We start from the raw sequence: 14,180 nt of genomic DNA on the forward strand, positions 1-14,180 counted from the left end.
CGAGAGCCGCGCGGCCACCTCGCCGCCCGCAGCGAGAGACGAGGGTGTCGTGGGTCGACGCGAGACGCCAGGAACGCAGTTGATCTTGCAGTTACGGCCTCGGTAAGAGCCACAAAACCGGCACCTGAGGGGCCGCAACTGCAAGATCAGCGAGGCGAAGAGGCGGAGGTGACGTGGATCAGGACTGTGGCTCGGGCGGACAGAGGGGCCAGCAGCCACTTCAAGGGCTGCTCGTCCTCGGTCGGGTCGACCACGAGGCGGTCACCGGGATGCAGGTCCATCTGGGTGGCGATCTCGGCGGCCAGGCGTCGCCACGCGCCGAAGCTGGTGCCGTCCGCCGTGGCCGGGCCGGACGGGTCGACGGCGGTGTAGTCCGGCGGGTCGGTGGGGTGCCGCAGCACCTCGGCCGACCAGTCCAGCCAGCCGGGCGGCACCTCGCCGAGCGACCCCGGCCCGGTGCCCACCAGGTAGCGGTGTGTCCCCTCGGGTACGTCCTCCAGCCAGTCGTCAAGGCGTTCCGGGGTCACGAACACCGCGTCGTACGGCCGGTCCGCGCCCGGCTCGAGCACCGGCAACCCGGCCAGAGCGCGGGGACGGAACGACACCGTCAACCCGACTGACCAGGCGCCGAGCAGCACCGCCGCGGTACGCCAGTGCGGCGGCAGCAGCACCGCCACGCGGTCACCGGGGCGCAGCCCGCACCCGTCGCGCAGGAGTCCGGCGCTGCGGGCCGTCCACTCGCCCAGTTGCGGCCCGGTCAGCTCGGTGTGCTCGCCGGTGGCGTCGTCGAGGTAGGTCAGCAGCGGCTCGTCGGTCGCGACGGCGGCGGGTGCGCGGGTGGCCATCGGGTGTGCTCCTCCCTGGCGGTCAGCTCACCCTAGCCGGGTGAAGCGGTCGACCAGGAGGGCCAGCCGCCGCGCGTGTTCCGCCCGCCGCAGCCGGCCGTCGCGCATCAGCGTGACCTGGCCGTGCAGCCCGCTCCAGAACGTCTCGGTGAACGTCTCGAGGTCGTCGTCACCGGCGAATGGACGCAGCGTCTCGGCCAGCTCGGCGAAGGCCCGGGCCAGCTCGACCGGGGTGTCCTGGCTGGCGAAGGAGAGAGCGACAGGGAGGGTGAAGATCGCGTCGTAGAGAGCGGGCCGGCGTTCGGCGAACGCGGCGTACGCCGTGGCGATGCCGGCCACCGCGGCCCGCGGGTCGGTCGCGGCGGCCCGGGCGGCGGCGAGTTCGACGGCCAACTCGGCGCAGCCCTCCACGGCGACGGCCGCCATGATGGCGTCCTTGCCCCGGAAGTGGCTGTAGAGGACGGGCTGGCTGTACTCGATCTCGGCGGCCAGCCGACGGGTGGTGACCGCGTCCCAGCCCTCCGACTCGGCCAGGTCGCGGGCGGCGGTGACGATCGCCCGTTCCCTTTCCGCCCGCTCCCGCTCCCGGCGCGCCCGAATCGACATGACCAGAACTCTAGCATCGCTAGCCAATCTATCGACGCTCTGCTAGCTTCGCTCTCACACCTAGCACTGCTAGAAATCGGAACCGACATGCTCACCCCCATCGCCTACGGGCTCGCCGTCGTCCTCAGCCTGTTCATCGTCCTGATCGGCGCACGCTTCCTCCTGGCTCCCCGAGCCGCCGCCGGCTACGGCGTCCCGGCCGCGGAGGGGACAGGAGATCCGGCGTACCTCACGGTCAAGGGGGTGCGTGACCTCACCTACGGCCTGGTCGGCCTCGCCCTGATCGCCTTCACCAGCGCCGACGCCGTCGCCTGGTTCATGCTCGTCGTCGCGCTGGCGCCGCTGGGCGACACCGTCATCGTGCTGCGGCACGGTGGTTCCCGGGCGGTTGCCTTCGGCGTCCACTTCGCCACCGCCGTGGTCGTCCTCGTCAGCGCCGCCCTGCTGTTCGCGCTCTGACCGGACCCACCGGTCCGCAGCGGTCGACTTTGGTCGCGGGCCCGGTCGCCCGACGGCCGTATCGAAGGGCTGGATGGCTGCGGGACCGTGCGGGCATGACGACCGAACCTCGGCGTGGGCGGCTGGTGCCGCCGATCGCGTTGCTGCTGCTCGCCCCGTGGACCGCCGAGTGCTCCTGGGGCGGCTTCACCCTCACCGGCATGCCGTTCGTCGTGCTGGTGCTCGCCCCGATGTACGGCGGAGCGGCGCTGCTGATCCGCGAGACGGCCCGGCGGCTCGGGCTCGGCTGGCCGGGGATCGCGCTGCTCGCCGCCGCGTTCGGCGTGATCCAGGCCGGCCTGGTCGACCAGTCGCTGTTCAACCCCGGGTTCCTGGACGACACCGAGTTCGCCGGCACCCGGGCCGCTGCGGAGGCCACGCTGGTGCCCGGCCTCGGGTTCAGCGCCCGGCAGGCGGTCGACTACGTGGGCAACCACGTGGTGCTGACCATCTGCGCGCCGATCGCGCTCGTCGAGTCGTACCTCGGTGCGGGCCGCCGGGCGCGGCCCTGGCTGGGCCGACCAGGGCTGGTCGCGGCGGCGCTGCTCTGGCTCGGCGGCAGCCTGCTGGTGTTCGCCGACGACGGTGGCCGCAAGAACTTCCTGGCCTCGCCGGCCCAGTTGGCGTTCGCCACCGGCGTGGCGCTGGCCCTGATCGCCGCCGCCCTGCTCCGCCGTCGGCACGCCGGGCCCCCACCCGCCGCGCCAACGCACGCACCGACGCCCGCCCGACCAACGCCCGCACCGACGTCCACCGAACCAACGCCCGTGCCGGCGTCCACCGAACCAATGCACGCCGGCCGATCCCGCACCGAAGCCGGCCCGCCCCGGCCGGTCTGGCCTGCCCTGGTCGTGGTGGGGGCGTACCTGGGTTCCGGGATAGCCCCGGGCCGGCCGGGAGTCGTACTCGCCCTCGCGCTCGCCGCGGTCGCCGCCGCCCTGCTCACGCGCTGGTCCCGTCGGCCCGGCTGGGGGCAGCGGCACGTACTCGCCACCGGCTCGGCCGGCCTGGTCGTCGCGGCCGCGCTCGCGTACACGGTGCCGACCTATGCCCCGGCGAGCCCGTCGGCGGCGCTGGTGGGTGACGTGGCGATCAGCGTGATCGTGTTGCTGCTCGTGGGCGGCGCGTGGTGGCGGGTCAGCGGGCGGGCAGCTCGGGACCGCCGTCGAGCAGCGGCGCCAGCAGGTCGCCCTCCTTCTCCACCCGCTTGAGCACCTCGCCCGCCGTGTACGGCCGCGTCGACGGCCGCTTCCCCGCCGCTCCGGCCTCCACCTCGTCCCAGGTCAGCGGCGTCGACACCGAGGGCACCGGCTGGGCCCGCAGCGAGTACGGCGCCACTGTCGTCTTCGCCGCGTTGTTCTGACTCCAGTCGATGAAGACCTTGCCGGGGCGCAGGTTCTTCGCCATCTTCGACACGATCAGCTTCGGGTGTGCCTGCTCCAGCTCCTGCGCGATCCGCTTGGCGTAGTCGGAGACGATCTCGGCGTCCTGCGTGCCGGCGATCGGGCAGCAGAGCTGCATGCCCTTCTTCCCGGACGTCTTCGGGAGCGAAGAAATCCCGTCGGAAGCCAGCCGGTCGCGCATCAGCAACGCCACCTGGCAACACTGCTTGAGAGCGGCCGGGGCACCCGGGTCCAGGTCGACGACCATCATGTCCGGGTGTGTGCCGATCTTCCACTGAGGAGTGTGCAGTTCCAACGCGGCCAGGTTGGCCAGCCACACGAGCGTCGGCAATTCGTCGCAGACCACGTAGTCGATCGTCTCCCGCCCCTTCGTCGACCCGGGGGCGGGCAGGTTCTCGGTGCGTACCCAACCGGGGGTCGCGGCGGGTGCGTTCTTCTCGAAGAACGAGCCGCCGTCGACGCCGTTGGGGAACCGGATCCGGGTGAGCGCGCGGTCGCGCAGGTGCGGCAGCAGCACCGGGGCGATCCGGGTGTAGTAGTCGATCACCTCGCCCTTGGTGAAGCCGGCCTTCGGGAACAGCACCTTGTCCAGGTTGGACAGCTCCAGCGAGCGCCCCTCGACCTCGACCTTGAGCCGGTCAGCCGGCATCGTCGACCTCCTCGGGCGGCTTGTCCGGGCGCAGGCGCAGGATGCGCGGGAAGCGCAGCCGGCCGTCCGGCGTGCGCTGGCCGTACTTGACCTCCACCACGACTCGGGGAGTTACCCAGATCGCGCCCCGGGCATCCTCGCGCGGCACACCGGCGGCGAACGGCGTCGCCGGGGACCGCAGAGGTTCCAGTTCGCGCAGCAGTTCCCGTTCGATCGCCGCCCCGATGCCGCCGCCGACCCGCCCCCGGTAGATCAGCCGCCCGTCCGGGCCGGGCACGCCGACCAGCAGACCGCCGATGCGCCGCGCGCCCGGTCGCCAGCCGCCGACCACGAAGTCGCCGGTGACCTCCAGTTTGACCTTCACCCAGTCCGGCGAGCGCACGCCGGGCCGGTAGAGCGAGTCGACCCGCTTGGCCATCACCCCCTCCAGCCCGTGCTCACCGGCCGCCGCGTAGGTGGCCGGGCCGTCGCCGAAGACCGGCGGCACCGCCCACCGGGCGGCGCCGAGCCCGAGCGACTCCAGCGCCGCCCGCCGCTCCCGCCACGGCCGGGCGGTCAGGTCCTCGCCGTCGAGCCGCAACAGGTCGAAGATCATGTACGTGACGGGTACGGTCGCCGCCAGCCGCGCCGCCTTGGCCGGGTTACGCACGTGCATCCGCTCGGCGAGCGCGGTGAACGACGGCTGCCCGTCGGTGAAGAGGACGACCTCGCCGTCGAGCAACGCGTCGTCGACCTGCTCGGCCAGGTTCAGCAGTTCCGGGTAGGCGGTGGTGATCTCGACGCCGGAGCGGGCGTAGAAGTGCCTGTCGCCGCGGGAGATGTCGGCGAGCGCGCGGACGCCGTCCCACTTGAACTCGTACGCCCAGGCGGCGCCGGCCGGGAGCTGCCCGGTCGTCGCGAGCATCGGCTTCAACGGCGCGCCGGGCACCTCCTGACTGTAGTTGCGTAGCGAAGCGCGTGCGTCCCGTTCGATCGTTTGCGATTCTGGTGGTCAACCGGGGAGAGGAGCGCGGGTATGCGGGCGATCTGGAAAGGAGCGGTGTCGTTCGGCCTGGTGTCGATCGGGGTGAAGGTCTACTCGGCCACCGAGGAGAAGGACATCCGTTTCCACCAGGTGCACCGTGAGGACGGCGGCCGCATCCGCTACAAGCGCACCTGCTCGGTCTGCGGCGAGGAGGTCACCTACGACGACATCGCCAAGGGGTACGACATCGGCGGCGGCGAGATGGTCATCCTCACCGACGAGGACTTCGCCGATCTGCCGTTGAGCACCTCGCACGCGATCGACGTGCTGGAGTTCGTACCGGCCGAGCAGGTCGACCCGATCCTCTACAACAAGGCGTACTTCCTGGAGCCGGAGGGCTCGGCGACGAAGCCGTACGTGCTGCTCCGCGACGCGCTGTCCGACTCGGAGCGGGTGGCGATCGTCAAGGTGGCGCTGCGCCAGCGGGAGCAGCTGGCCACGCTGCGGGTCCGCGAGGGCGTCCTGCTGCTCAACACCATGCTGTGGCCGGACGAGATCCGCCGGCCCGACTTCAGCTTCCTGGACGAGGACCTGAAGGTACGCCCGCCCGAGCTGGCCATGGCCAGCTCACTCATCGACTCGATGGCCGGGGAATTCGAGCCGGACGCGTTCACCGACGACTACCGGGCGGCGTTGCAGGAGGTCATCGACGCGAAGGTCGAGGGCCGCGAGGTGGTGCAGCCCGAGGAGGAAGAGGCCGCCCCCGCCGCCGCTGTGGACCTGATGGCCGCGCTGAAGGCGTCGGTCGAGCGGGCCCGGGCGGCCCGGGGCGAGGCGCCGTCCGGCGGTGGAGCCGAGCCGACCCCGATCTCGTCGGCCCGCTCCGCCAAGAAGGCCGCGAAGAAGGCGCCGGCGAAGAAGGCCGAACCGGCGAAGAAGACGGCGGCCAAGAAGACGCCCGCGAAGAAGACGGCGGCGAAGAAGGCCGAACCGGCGAAGAAGACCGCCGCCAAGAAGACGCCCGCGAAGAAGAAGAGCGCCTGACGCGTACGGCGAAGGCCCCGCCCTCGACGGACGGCGGGGCCCGCGCCGCTCAGCCGCGGCCGAGCTTCTCGGTCGGGGTGACACGGACGATGACGCGTTCCTCGCCCGGTCGGCGCCAGGGGTAGGTGTCCTGGCCGAGGTACTTCTTCGCCATCCGGTCGATGTGCTCGTCGGCGCCCTCGGTGACGAACTCGACGGTGCCCTTGATCCACAGGGTGCGGTAGTCGTCGGCCTTGTCCGCCACCGACACCGCGACCACCGGGTTGCGGGACATGTTCAGGTACTTCTGCCGGCCCTTGGCCGTGTTGAACACGACGTGCTCGCCGTCGGTGTCGACCCAGACCGGGGTGACGTGCGGGGTGCCGTCGGCCTCGATCGTCGCCACGTGCGCGAGCTGCGGCTCGCCGAGCAGGGCCAGGTCTTCTTCGCTGAGGATCGCCATGGCCGGAACCTACCCCGCGCGGTGCCCTTGTATCGGGCTTCGTGTCCGGATCGTGGTGGCCGTATGGGCACGCTGGGCCTCCGGGCGGGTACCGTGTGCGCTGGCCTCGGCGGCGGCCCGCCGGGGGCGCACCCACCCACCCTGCAGGGAGTCGACGTGAGCGAGCGTGTGGAGAACCGGTCGGCGGGCCAGGCCCCGGCCACCAAGGCACAGCGGCGGCTGGCCGCCCAGCTGGCCGAGAAGAAGGCAGCCGAGGCGCGTCGTCGCCGGCAGTCGATCCTCGGCGCGGCGGTCGGCGTGCTCGCGGTGGTGGCCCTGGTCGGCGGCCTGGTGTGGCTGAACAGCGGGGACGACGACAAGGCGTCCACCGCCGGTTCCTCGGCCAGCCCGACCGCGCCGGCCGAGCCCAGCGCGCCCGCCCAGGAGCTGCCCGCCGACATCGACCCGGCGCTGAAGACCAAGCCGACCGTGCAGGCCGGCACCGGCGAGCTGAAGAAGCTCACCGTCACCACCCTCGTGAAGGGCACCGGGCCGGCGGTGAAGGCGGGTCAGAACATCACCACGAACTACGTGGGTGTCTTCTACAAGGACGGCAAGCAGTTCGACGCGTCCTGGGACAGTGGCCAGCCGGCCACCTTCCAAATCGGCGTGGGCCAGGTCATCAAGGGCTGGGACCAGGGCCTGGTCGGCGTGCCGGTGGGCAGCCGGGTCCAGCTGGACCTCCCGGCCGAGCTGGCGTACGGCAACGACGCCGCGGGCGGTCGTCCGGCCGGGCCGCTGCGCTTCGTCGTCGACGTGCTGGCTGCGCAGTAGATCACTCCGGGCTTCCGTCCGGTCACCCAGCGGCAGTAGGTTCATGGTCACCACGGGCGGCACATCCGTCCGTGGTGATCTGCCCACCGACGCGGAGGTGCACGTGGCGGCGCTGGACGAGGCCGGGGTGACCCGGCAGATGTGGACGCTCTACGAGCCGGTCCACGCGGTGACCTATTTCCACCCCCGTGCCCGGGCCGCGTTCGAGGCGGTCGGGCTGCGGGGCTACTGGCGCGGCTACTTCGCCGGACGGGCCGCGCCGCTCGGGCCGGTCGACGCGCCGGCGGTGACCGCGGCCTTCTTCAGCTTCGCGCCGGCCATGGTGGCCCGCGCGCTGCCGTCGGTGTGGCGCCTGGCCACCCCGGAGGAGGCGCTGCGGGCCCGGCTCACCGGTGGTGTGCAGGCGCTCGCCGAGTTCACCTACGAGCTGCCCGAGTCGCACCTGGTCGAGGCCGCCGACCTGCTGGAGGAGGCGGCCGGGCTGGTGGACACGGCCGGGCGGGTGCTCGGCGCGGTGAACGCCGCCCTGCCCCGGGGCGAGTACCCGCTGGCCCGCCTCTGGCAGGCCGCCGCGACGCTGCGCGAGCACCGCGGCGACGGCCACGTGGCGGCGCTGGTCACGACCGGGCTGGAACCGGTCGAGGTGGTGGCCTGGCGGTGCCGGGTCGACCAGTCCCGTGAGTTCCACCAGCCGGCCCGGGGCTGGACCGACGAGCAGTGGACCGCCGCCGAGCAGCGCCTGGTGGACAAGGGCTGGCTGACCGCCGACCTCGCCCCCACGCCGTACGCCACGGAGACGTTCCGCGCGGTCGAGGAGGCCACCGACCGGGCCGCGTCGGGACCGTGGCGGGCACTGGGCGCGGAGCGTACCGCCCGGTTGGCGGAGCTGCTGGAACCGATCGCGACGCGCTGCCGCACGATCATCCCGGCCAAGGCGCCGATCGGTCTTCCGGCGCAGCGCGGCGCCGGCACGGACGCGGCGGCGCGGGCACGCTGAGCGGCACGCCGCCGATCCGGCACAACCCTCGGCGTGACCGTCACCCGGATCCGGGAAGGGGCGGCCGTTCCTGACGGGAGTGCGGCCCGTCCGGCAGGATGGTCACGTGGTGGACGCGGTGCTCTTCGACCTGGACGGCGTGATCGTGGACTCCGAGCCGGTCTGGGAGGAGGTCCGGCGGGCGTACGTGGCGCAGCACGGCGGCGTCTGGCAGCCGGACACCCAGCGCCGGCTGATGGGGATGAGCACCGGCGAGTGGGCCGAGTACCTGAGCGGTGAGCTGGGCGTCGACAGGTCGCCCGAGCAGGTCGCCACCGAGGTGGTGACCGAGATGGCCCGCCGGTACGCGCAACACGTACCGCTGATCGACGACGCCGACGAGGTCGTGCGCCGCATCGCCGCGCGGTGGCCGCTCGGGCTGGCCAGTTCCTCACCGACCCGCCTGATCGCGGCGGCGCTCGACGCGACGCGCCTGGCCGGTTCGTTCGGCGCGACGCTGTCGACGGAGGAGACCGCCCGGGGCAAGCCCGCGCCCGACGTGTGGCTCGCGGTGGCCGGGCGGCTCGGCGTCGACCCGGCCCGGTGCGTGGCGGTGGAGGACTCGTCGAACGGGGTCCGCTCGGCGGCCGCCGCCGGGTGCCGGGTGGTGGCGGTGCCGCACGGGTCGTATCCGCTCGATCCGGACGCGGAGGCGCTCGCGGCGGTGCTGCTCCCCTCGATCGGCGCGCTCACTCCCGCTGTGGTCGAGGGGTGTTGACAAGGGGCCCTTCCTCTACCTGAGGCGTTAACAGGGGGCCCTTCCTTGAATGATCGGAGGGCGGATGAAGGCGATCGTGTACGAGCGCAGCGGGGACGCCTCGGTGCTCCAGGTGGTGGACCGGCCGGTGCCGGAACCCGGGCCGGGCGAGGTGCTGGTGCGGATGGCCGTGTCGGGGGTGAACCCGACCGACTGGAAGGCCCGCCAGGCGTGGCCGCTGCCGGCCGGCTGGCAGATCCCGCACCAGGACGGCGCCGGGGTGGTCGAGGCGGTCGGCGAGGGCGTGGACCAGACGCTCATCGGTGAGCGGGTCTGGGTGTGGGAGGCGGCGTGGCAGCGGCCGTGGGGCACTGCCGCCGAGTACACGCTGGTCCCGGTCCGGCACGCGGTGCCGCTCGGTCCTGCCTCGTTCGACCTGGGTGCGGCGCTCGGGATCCCGTTCATGACCGCGCACCGCTGCCTGACCGCCGGTGAGTTCATGCCGGACAAGCTGCACGCGGGTGCGCTGAGCGACCACGTGGTGCTGGTGCAGGGTGGTGCGGGCGCGGTGGGCAACGCGGCGATCCAGCTCGCCCGATGGGCCGACGCCTGCGTGATCACCACGGTGAGCAGCCCGGAGAAGGCGCAGCTCGCGGCGGCGGCAGGGGCCAGCTTCGTGATCAACTATCGCGAGCAGGACGTGGTCGAGGAGGTCCGCAAGGTCGCGCCCGACGGGGTGCACACGATCGTCGAGGTCTCCGCCGCCCGCAACGCCGCCGCCGACGTACGGATGCTGCGCACCGGCGGGGCGGTCTGCGTGTACGCCGACGACGGCGGCGACGAGGTGACGTTGCCGATCCGGCCGCTGATGGCCCCGAACGCGCGCTGGCAGTTCGTGCTGATCTACACCGCGCCGAAGGTGGCGAAGGCGCAGGCGGTCACCGACATCGCGGCGGCGGTGGCGCAGGGCGCGATCCGGGTCGGCGAGGAGGCCGGCCTGCCGCTGCACCGGTATCCGCTGGTGGAGGCCGCTGCCGCGCAGCAGGCGGTGCAGGACGGCGTGGTGGGCAAGGTGCTGGTGAGCACCGCCGACGAGTAGGCGACCGGATTTCCCCGACAGCCGGACAGACGCGAACAAGTTTCGCAACAATGACGGTGCGGGTCACCCCGTAACGGACGGGCGGCCCCGGCGCGGTGCGAACGCCGGGGCCGCCCTCTGGGAGGAATGTCCGTTGGGAACGCCTTCCTACCCGTGTAGGCGACGGTACGCCGCGAAACGTTACGACGCGGTCAGTTCCCGCACGTCGAGCCCGCCGTCGGCGTACCGCGAGCGCACCACCTTCTTGTCGAACTTGCCGACGCTGGTCTTCGGGACCGCGTCGATGAACGCCCACCGCTCCGGCAACTGCCAGCGGGCCACCGAGGCGGCCAGGAAGTCCCGCAGCTCCTCGGCGGTCACCGACGCGCCCTCGCGGACCACCACAGTGGCCAGCGGCCGCTCGTCCCAGCGCTCGTCCGGTACGCCCACCACGCACGCCTCCAGCACCGCCGGGTGCGCCATCAGGGCGTTCTCCAGCTCGACCGAGGAGATCCACTCCCCGCCCGACTTGATCACGTCCTTGGCGCGGTCGGTGAGGGTGATGTAGCCGTCCGGCGAGAGCGTGCCGACGTCACCGGTCCGCAGCCAGCCGTCCCGGAACTTCTCCTCCTCCGGGGCGTCGTCGCCGATGTACCGGGCGGTCACCCACGGGCCGCGTACCTCCAGCTCGCCCACGGACGTCCCGTCGGCGGGCAGCGGCTCGCCGGCCGGGCCGACGATCCGCGCCGTCACGCCCGCCGGGACGCGGCCCTGCGTGTAGCGGTAGCGCCAGGCGTCGTCGCCGGTCGCGCCGGCCGGTGCCCGGGAGACCGAGCCCAGCGGCGACATCTCGGTCATGCCCCAGGCGTGGATGACGTCGATGCCGTAGCGGTCGTGGAACGCGTGCATGAGCGCGGGCGGGCAGGCCGACCCGCCGACGATCACCTCCTTCAGCGAGGAGAGATCCACCTCGTGCGCGTCCAGGTAGGCGAGCAGGTCGGTCCAGATGGTCGGCACCGCGCCGGCGAGGGTGGGCCGCTCGGCGGCGATCATCGCAGCGATCGGCTCCGCCTGGAGGAACCGGTCCGGCATGATCAGCGAGGCGCCGGAGAGGAACGCCGCGTACGGCAGGCCCCACGACATGGCGTGGAACATCGGCACGATCGCCAGCTCACGATCGTTCGGGCCGAGCCCGAAGCCCTCCGGCATGCAGACCTGGAGCGAGTGCAGGTAGATCGAGCGGTGCGAGTAGGCGACGCCCTTGGGGTTGCCGGTGGTCCCGGAGGTGTAGCAGAGCGCGGCGGCGTCGCGCTCGTCCACCTCCGGCCAGTCGTAGTGGTCCGGGCGGCCGGCCAGCAGCGCGTCCCAGTGGTGCACGGTGATCCGGTCACCGGCCGCGGACAGCAGCGGGGCCGGGTCACCGCCGCCGACCACCACCACGTGCGCAACGGTGGTCATGTCGCCGATCACCCGGGCGAGCAGTGGAATGAGCGTGGTGTCGACGAGGACCACCCGGTCCTGCGCGTGGTTGGCGATGTAGGCGACCTGGTCGGGGAAGAGCCGGATGTTGAGCGTGTGCAGCACCGCGCCCATGCTCGGCACGGCGAAGTACGCCACCAGGTGCTCGTTGTTGTTCCACATGAACGTGCCGACCCGCTCGTCGCCGGTCACCCCGCACTCCTCGCGCAGCGCATGGGCCAGCCGGGCGGCGGTGCGGCCGACCTCCGCGTACGTCATCCGGCGGGGTTCCGCGCCGGTCCAGGTGACCACCTCCGCCGCGCCGTGCACGGTGGCGCCGTGTTCGAGGATCCGGGCGACCTGGAGAGGGGCATCCATCATCGTGCTACGCATGGGTAACAACGTAGTGGCGTCGGTCACATCTGCGGAACCCCCCGGAATCGCCGAGGTGATCACGGATGATGCGTAGATTGTCCGGGTGAGCATCTCGTGGGCCGACTCGTACGTCGGGCAGCTCCGCGCCCTGGCCGGTGACCGCACCCTGATGTTCGTCGGCGCACGCGCCGTGGTGCGCGACAACGCCTCCCGGGTGCTGCTGATCCAGCGGTCCGACAACGGCCAGTGGGCCCTGCCGGCCGGTGCCATGGAACTCGGCGAGTCCATCGCCGACTGCGCCGTCCGGGAGGTGCGGGAGGAGACCGGGCTGCGGGCGCTGCGGGTGAGCGCGTTCGCGCTCTACACCGGACCCGACCGCACCCACACCAACATGTACGGGCACACGTACCAGGTCTTCACCACGGCGTTCCGGGTCGACGAGTGGGACGGCGAGCTGGCCCGGTTCACCGACGAGACCACCGACTCCGGGTTCTTCCGCCCGGCGGACTTCCCGCACCCGCTGTCGTCGAGCGTGCACGAGACGCTCGCCGACCTCGACGTGTTCGAGCAGACCAACCGGTTGATCCTCAAGTAGCCGCCGGTCACAGCATCGTCTGCGACTTGGCCTCCATGTCGGCGGCCGCCTCCTCCTTCGACTCCTTGGTCAGCGGCTTGCCGCCGGGCGCGGGGGCCTTGCCGCCGATCGGGTCGGCGCCGCCGGTGGCGCCCTGCGGGCCGGTGCCCCGCAACTGAAGGTTCGGCATGGCCAGCGTGACCAGCACCGCGACGATCGCGATCAGCCCGGTGGTCAGGAAGACCAGGTGCAGCGACTCGACGAACGAGGCCTGGACGGCCGCGCGTACCGGGGCGGGCAGGGCGAGGATGGCCGCCGGGTCGTTGATCGAGAAGTTCCCACCGGCCGACACCGCGGCCCGCTGCTCCGGCGGGAGCTGCGCCAGCGCACCAGGCAGCCGCGTGGACAGCTCGGCGGTGAGCCGGGACGACAGCACCGCACCGAGGATGGCCACGCCGAACGAGCCGCCGAGCGACCGGAAGAACGTGGCCGACGAGGTACCCGCACCCAGGTCGCGGACGCTCACCGCGTTCTGCACGGCCAGGATCAGCGACTGCATGCACAGGCCCAGCCCCACGCCGATCACCACCATGTAGCCGAACGCGGCCCAGAGCGTGGTGGCCACCTGGAGCTGCTGGAACAGCAGCATGCCGACCACCAGCACGGCAGCGCCCGCCACCGGGAACCACTTGTACCTGCCGATCCGGCTCATCGCCCGGCCGGTGATGATCGAGGTGATGATGACGCCGGCCATCATCGGCAGCATCAGCAGACCGCTGCGGGTCGGTGAGGCGCCCTTGACGATCTGGAGGTAGAGCGGGATGAAGATGATCGACCCGAACATCACCAGACCGAGCACGAACCCCGCGCCGTTGGCGAGCGCGAACGTGGCGCTGCGGAACAACCGCAGCGGAAGGATCGGCTCCTTGGTCCGGGCCTCCTGGACGACGAACAGCACGCCCAGCACCACGCCCGCGGCGAACAGCCCGACGATCACGCCGGAACCCCAGGCGTACTCGGCGCCGCCCCAGCTCAACGCCAGCAGCAGGCAGCTCACGCCGGCGACGAGCAGCGCCGCGCCGATCCAGTCGACTGTGTGCTCCCGGCGCTCGAACGGCACCAGCCGCATCACGTGCCAGCAGACCACGATGGCGAGGATCGCCAGCGGCACGTTGATGTAGAAGATCCACCGCCAGTTGGTCTCCGCGAAGTAACCGCCGACGAGCGGCCCGGCCACCGAGGAGACGCCGAACACCGCGCCGAACAACCCCTGGTAGCGACCACGCTCCCGGGGCGAGACCACGTCCGAGATGATGGTGAACGCCAGCGTCATCAGGCCACCCGCGCCCAGGCCCTGCACGCCGCGCGTGACGATCAGCTGGGTCATGTTCTGCGACAGCCCGGCCAGCAACGAGCCGAGCAGGAACATGCCGATCGAGAACAGGAAGACCGGCCGGCGTCCGTACAGGTCGGCCATCTTGCCGTACAGCGGCGTCGAGGCGGTCGACGCCAGCAGGTACGCGGTGACCACCCACGAGTAGTGGTTGATGCCGCCCAGTTCGCCGACGATCGTCGGCAACGCGGTGCCGACGATCGTCTGGTCCAGCGCCGCCAGCAGCATGCCGGTCATCAGACCGAACATCAGCAGGCGGATCTGGCGGGCGGGCAATGCGGGCGGGGCGGCCTGGGCGGTCATCC

The 14,180-nt window shown here is 72.1% G+C and carries 15 protein-coding genes; 8 read left to right on the top strand and 7 right to left on the bottom strand.

Going from position 1 to position 14,180, the window contains the following annotated elements; translation table 11 throughout:
* Positions 1–146: 146 nt before the first annotated feature.
* On the bottom strand, positions 147–845 hold the full coding sequence (locus O7604_RS07235; RefSeq protein ID WP_281579206.1) for a TIGR03089 family protein: 699 nt from the start codon (positions 843–845) through the stop codon (positions 147–149).
* Between the two features lie 27 nt (positions 846–872).
* Complete coding sequence (locus tag O7604_RS07240) at positions 873–1,451, bottom strand: TetR/AcrR family transcriptional regulator (protein ID WP_281579207.1); 579 nt, start codon at positions 1,449–1,451, stop codon at positions 873–875.
* 87 nt (positions 1,452–1,538) lie between these two features.
* Between O7604_RS07240 and O7604_RS07245 the strand changes: the two genes are divergently transcribed.
* Together O7604_RS07245 and O7604_RS07250 are read left to right on the top strand one after the other, a co-directional pair.
* The gene (locus O7604_RS07245; protein ID WP_281579208.1) at positions 1,539–1,910 is read left to right on the top strand and encodes a DUF4267 domain-containing protein; all 372 of its coding nucleotides are present in this window, start codon (positions 1,539–1,541) and stop codon (positions 1,908–1,910) included.
* A 95-nt stretch (positions 1,911–2,005) separates the two neighbouring features.
* Positions 2,006–3,160: a hypothetical protein gene (locus O7604_RS07250; RefSeq protein ID WP_281579209.1), complete on the top strand. Its 1,155-nt coding sequence runs from the start codon at positions 2,006–2,008 to the stop codon at positions 3,158–3,160.
* Here O7604_RS07250 and ligD (O7604_RS07255) read toward each other — a convergent pair.
* Positions 3,087–4,001 carry a non-homologous end-joining DNA ligase gene (gene ligD, locus O7604_RS07255; RefSeq protein ID WP_281579210.1) on the bottom strand — a complete coding sequence of 305 codons (915 nt, stop codon included), beginning with the start codon at positions 3,999–4,001 and terminating at the stop codon, positions 3,087–3,089. The genes O7604_RS07250 and ligD (O7604_RS07255) overlap by 74 nt on opposite strands.
* The gene (gene ligD / locus O7604_RS07260) at positions 3,991–4,929 is read right to left on the bottom strand and encodes a non-homologous end-joining DNA ligase (protein WP_281579211.1); all 939 of its coding nucleotides are present in this window, start codon (positions 4,927–4,929) and stop codon (positions 3,991–3,993) included. Before ligD (O7604_RS07260) ends, ligD (O7604_RS07255) begins: the two co-directional genes overlap by 11 nt.
* A gap of 87 nt (positions 4,930–5,016) precedes the next feature.
* Between ligD (O7604_RS07260) and O7604_RS07265 the strand changes: the two genes are divergently transcribed.
* Positions 5,017–6,009, top strand: a complete 993-nt coding sequence (locus O7604_RS07265) for a Ku protein (protein WP_281579212.1) — start codon at positions 5,017–5,019, stop codon at positions 6,007–6,009.
* Positions 6,010–6,058: 49 nt separating this feature from the next.
* Here the strand turns inward: O7604_RS07265 and O7604_RS07270 are convergent, their stop codons facing one another.
* Entirely contained in the window at positions 6,059–6,451 is a 393-nt protein-coding gene (locus O7604_RS07270) for a PPOX class F420-dependent oxidoreductase (protein ID WP_269702716.1), read from the bottom strand.
* 63 nt (positions 6,452–6,514) lie between these two features.
* Between O7604_RS07270 and O7604_RS07275 the strand changes: the two genes are divergently transcribed.
* The 4 genes from O7604_RS07275 (at position 6,515) to O7604_RS07290 (ending at position 10,096) form a co-directional block, all read left to right on the top strand.
* Positions 6,515–7,264, top strand: coding sequence for an FKBP-type peptidyl-prolyl cis-trans isomerase (locus O7604_RS07275; RefSeq protein ID WP_269702718.1), 750 nt, complete (start codon positions 6,515–6,517; stop codon positions 7,262–7,264).
* 139 nt (positions 7,265–7,403) lie between these two features.
* Positions 7,404–8,261, top strand: a complete 858-nt coding sequence (locus O7604_RS07280; protein ID WP_269706935.1) for a hypothetical protein — start codon at positions 7,404–7,406, stop codon at positions 8,259–8,261.
* 106 nt (positions 8,262–8,367) lie between these two features.
* Positions 8,368–9,018 (top strand): HAD family phosphatase, encoded by a 651-nt coding sequence (locus O7604_RS07285; protein WP_269702720.1) that lies wholly within the window; start codon positions 8,368–8,370, stop codon positions 9,016–9,018.
* Between the two features lie 64 nt (positions 9,019–9,082).
* On the top strand, positions 9,083–10,096 hold the full coding sequence (locus tag O7604_RS07290; protein ID WP_281579213.1) for an NADPH:quinone reductase: 1,014 nt from the start codon (positions 9,083–9,085) through the stop codon (positions 10,094–10,096).
* Between the two features lie 180 nt (positions 10,097–10,276).
* Here O7604_RS07290 and O7604_RS07295 read toward each other — a convergent pair whose 3' ends face one another.
* Positions 10,277–11,926 carry a fatty acid--CoA ligase gene (locus O7604_RS07295; RefSeq protein ID WP_281579214.1) on the bottom strand — a complete coding sequence of 550 codons (1,650 nt, stop codon included), beginning with the start codon at positions 11,924–11,926 and terminating at the stop codon, positions 10,277–10,279.
* Positions 11,927–12,011: 85 nt separating this feature from the next.
* Here O7604_RS07295 and O7604_RS07300 point away from each other — a divergent pair, with 85 nt between their 5' ends.
* Positions 12,012–12,503: an NUDIX domain-containing protein gene (locus tag O7604_RS07300; protein WP_281579215.1), complete on the top strand. Its 492-nt coding sequence runs from the start codon at positions 12,012–12,014 to the stop codon at positions 12,501–12,503.
* Between the two features lie 7 nt (positions 12,504–12,510).
* On the opposite strand, the gene O7604_RS07305 is transcribed toward O7604_RS07300, so the two are convergent.
* Positions 12,511–14,178 (bottom strand): MDR family MFS transporter, encoded by a 1,668-nt coding sequence (locus O7604_RS07305; RefSeq protein ID WP_281579216.1) that lies wholly within the window; start codon positions 14,176–14,178, stop codon positions 12,511–12,513.
* Positions 14,179–14,180: the final 2 nt, after the last annotated feature.

It is taken from the genome of Micromonospora sp. WMMA1947, from assembly GCF_027497355.1.
Lineage (GTDB): Bacteria > Actinomycetota > Actinomycetes > Mycobacteriales > Micromonosporaceae > Micromonospora.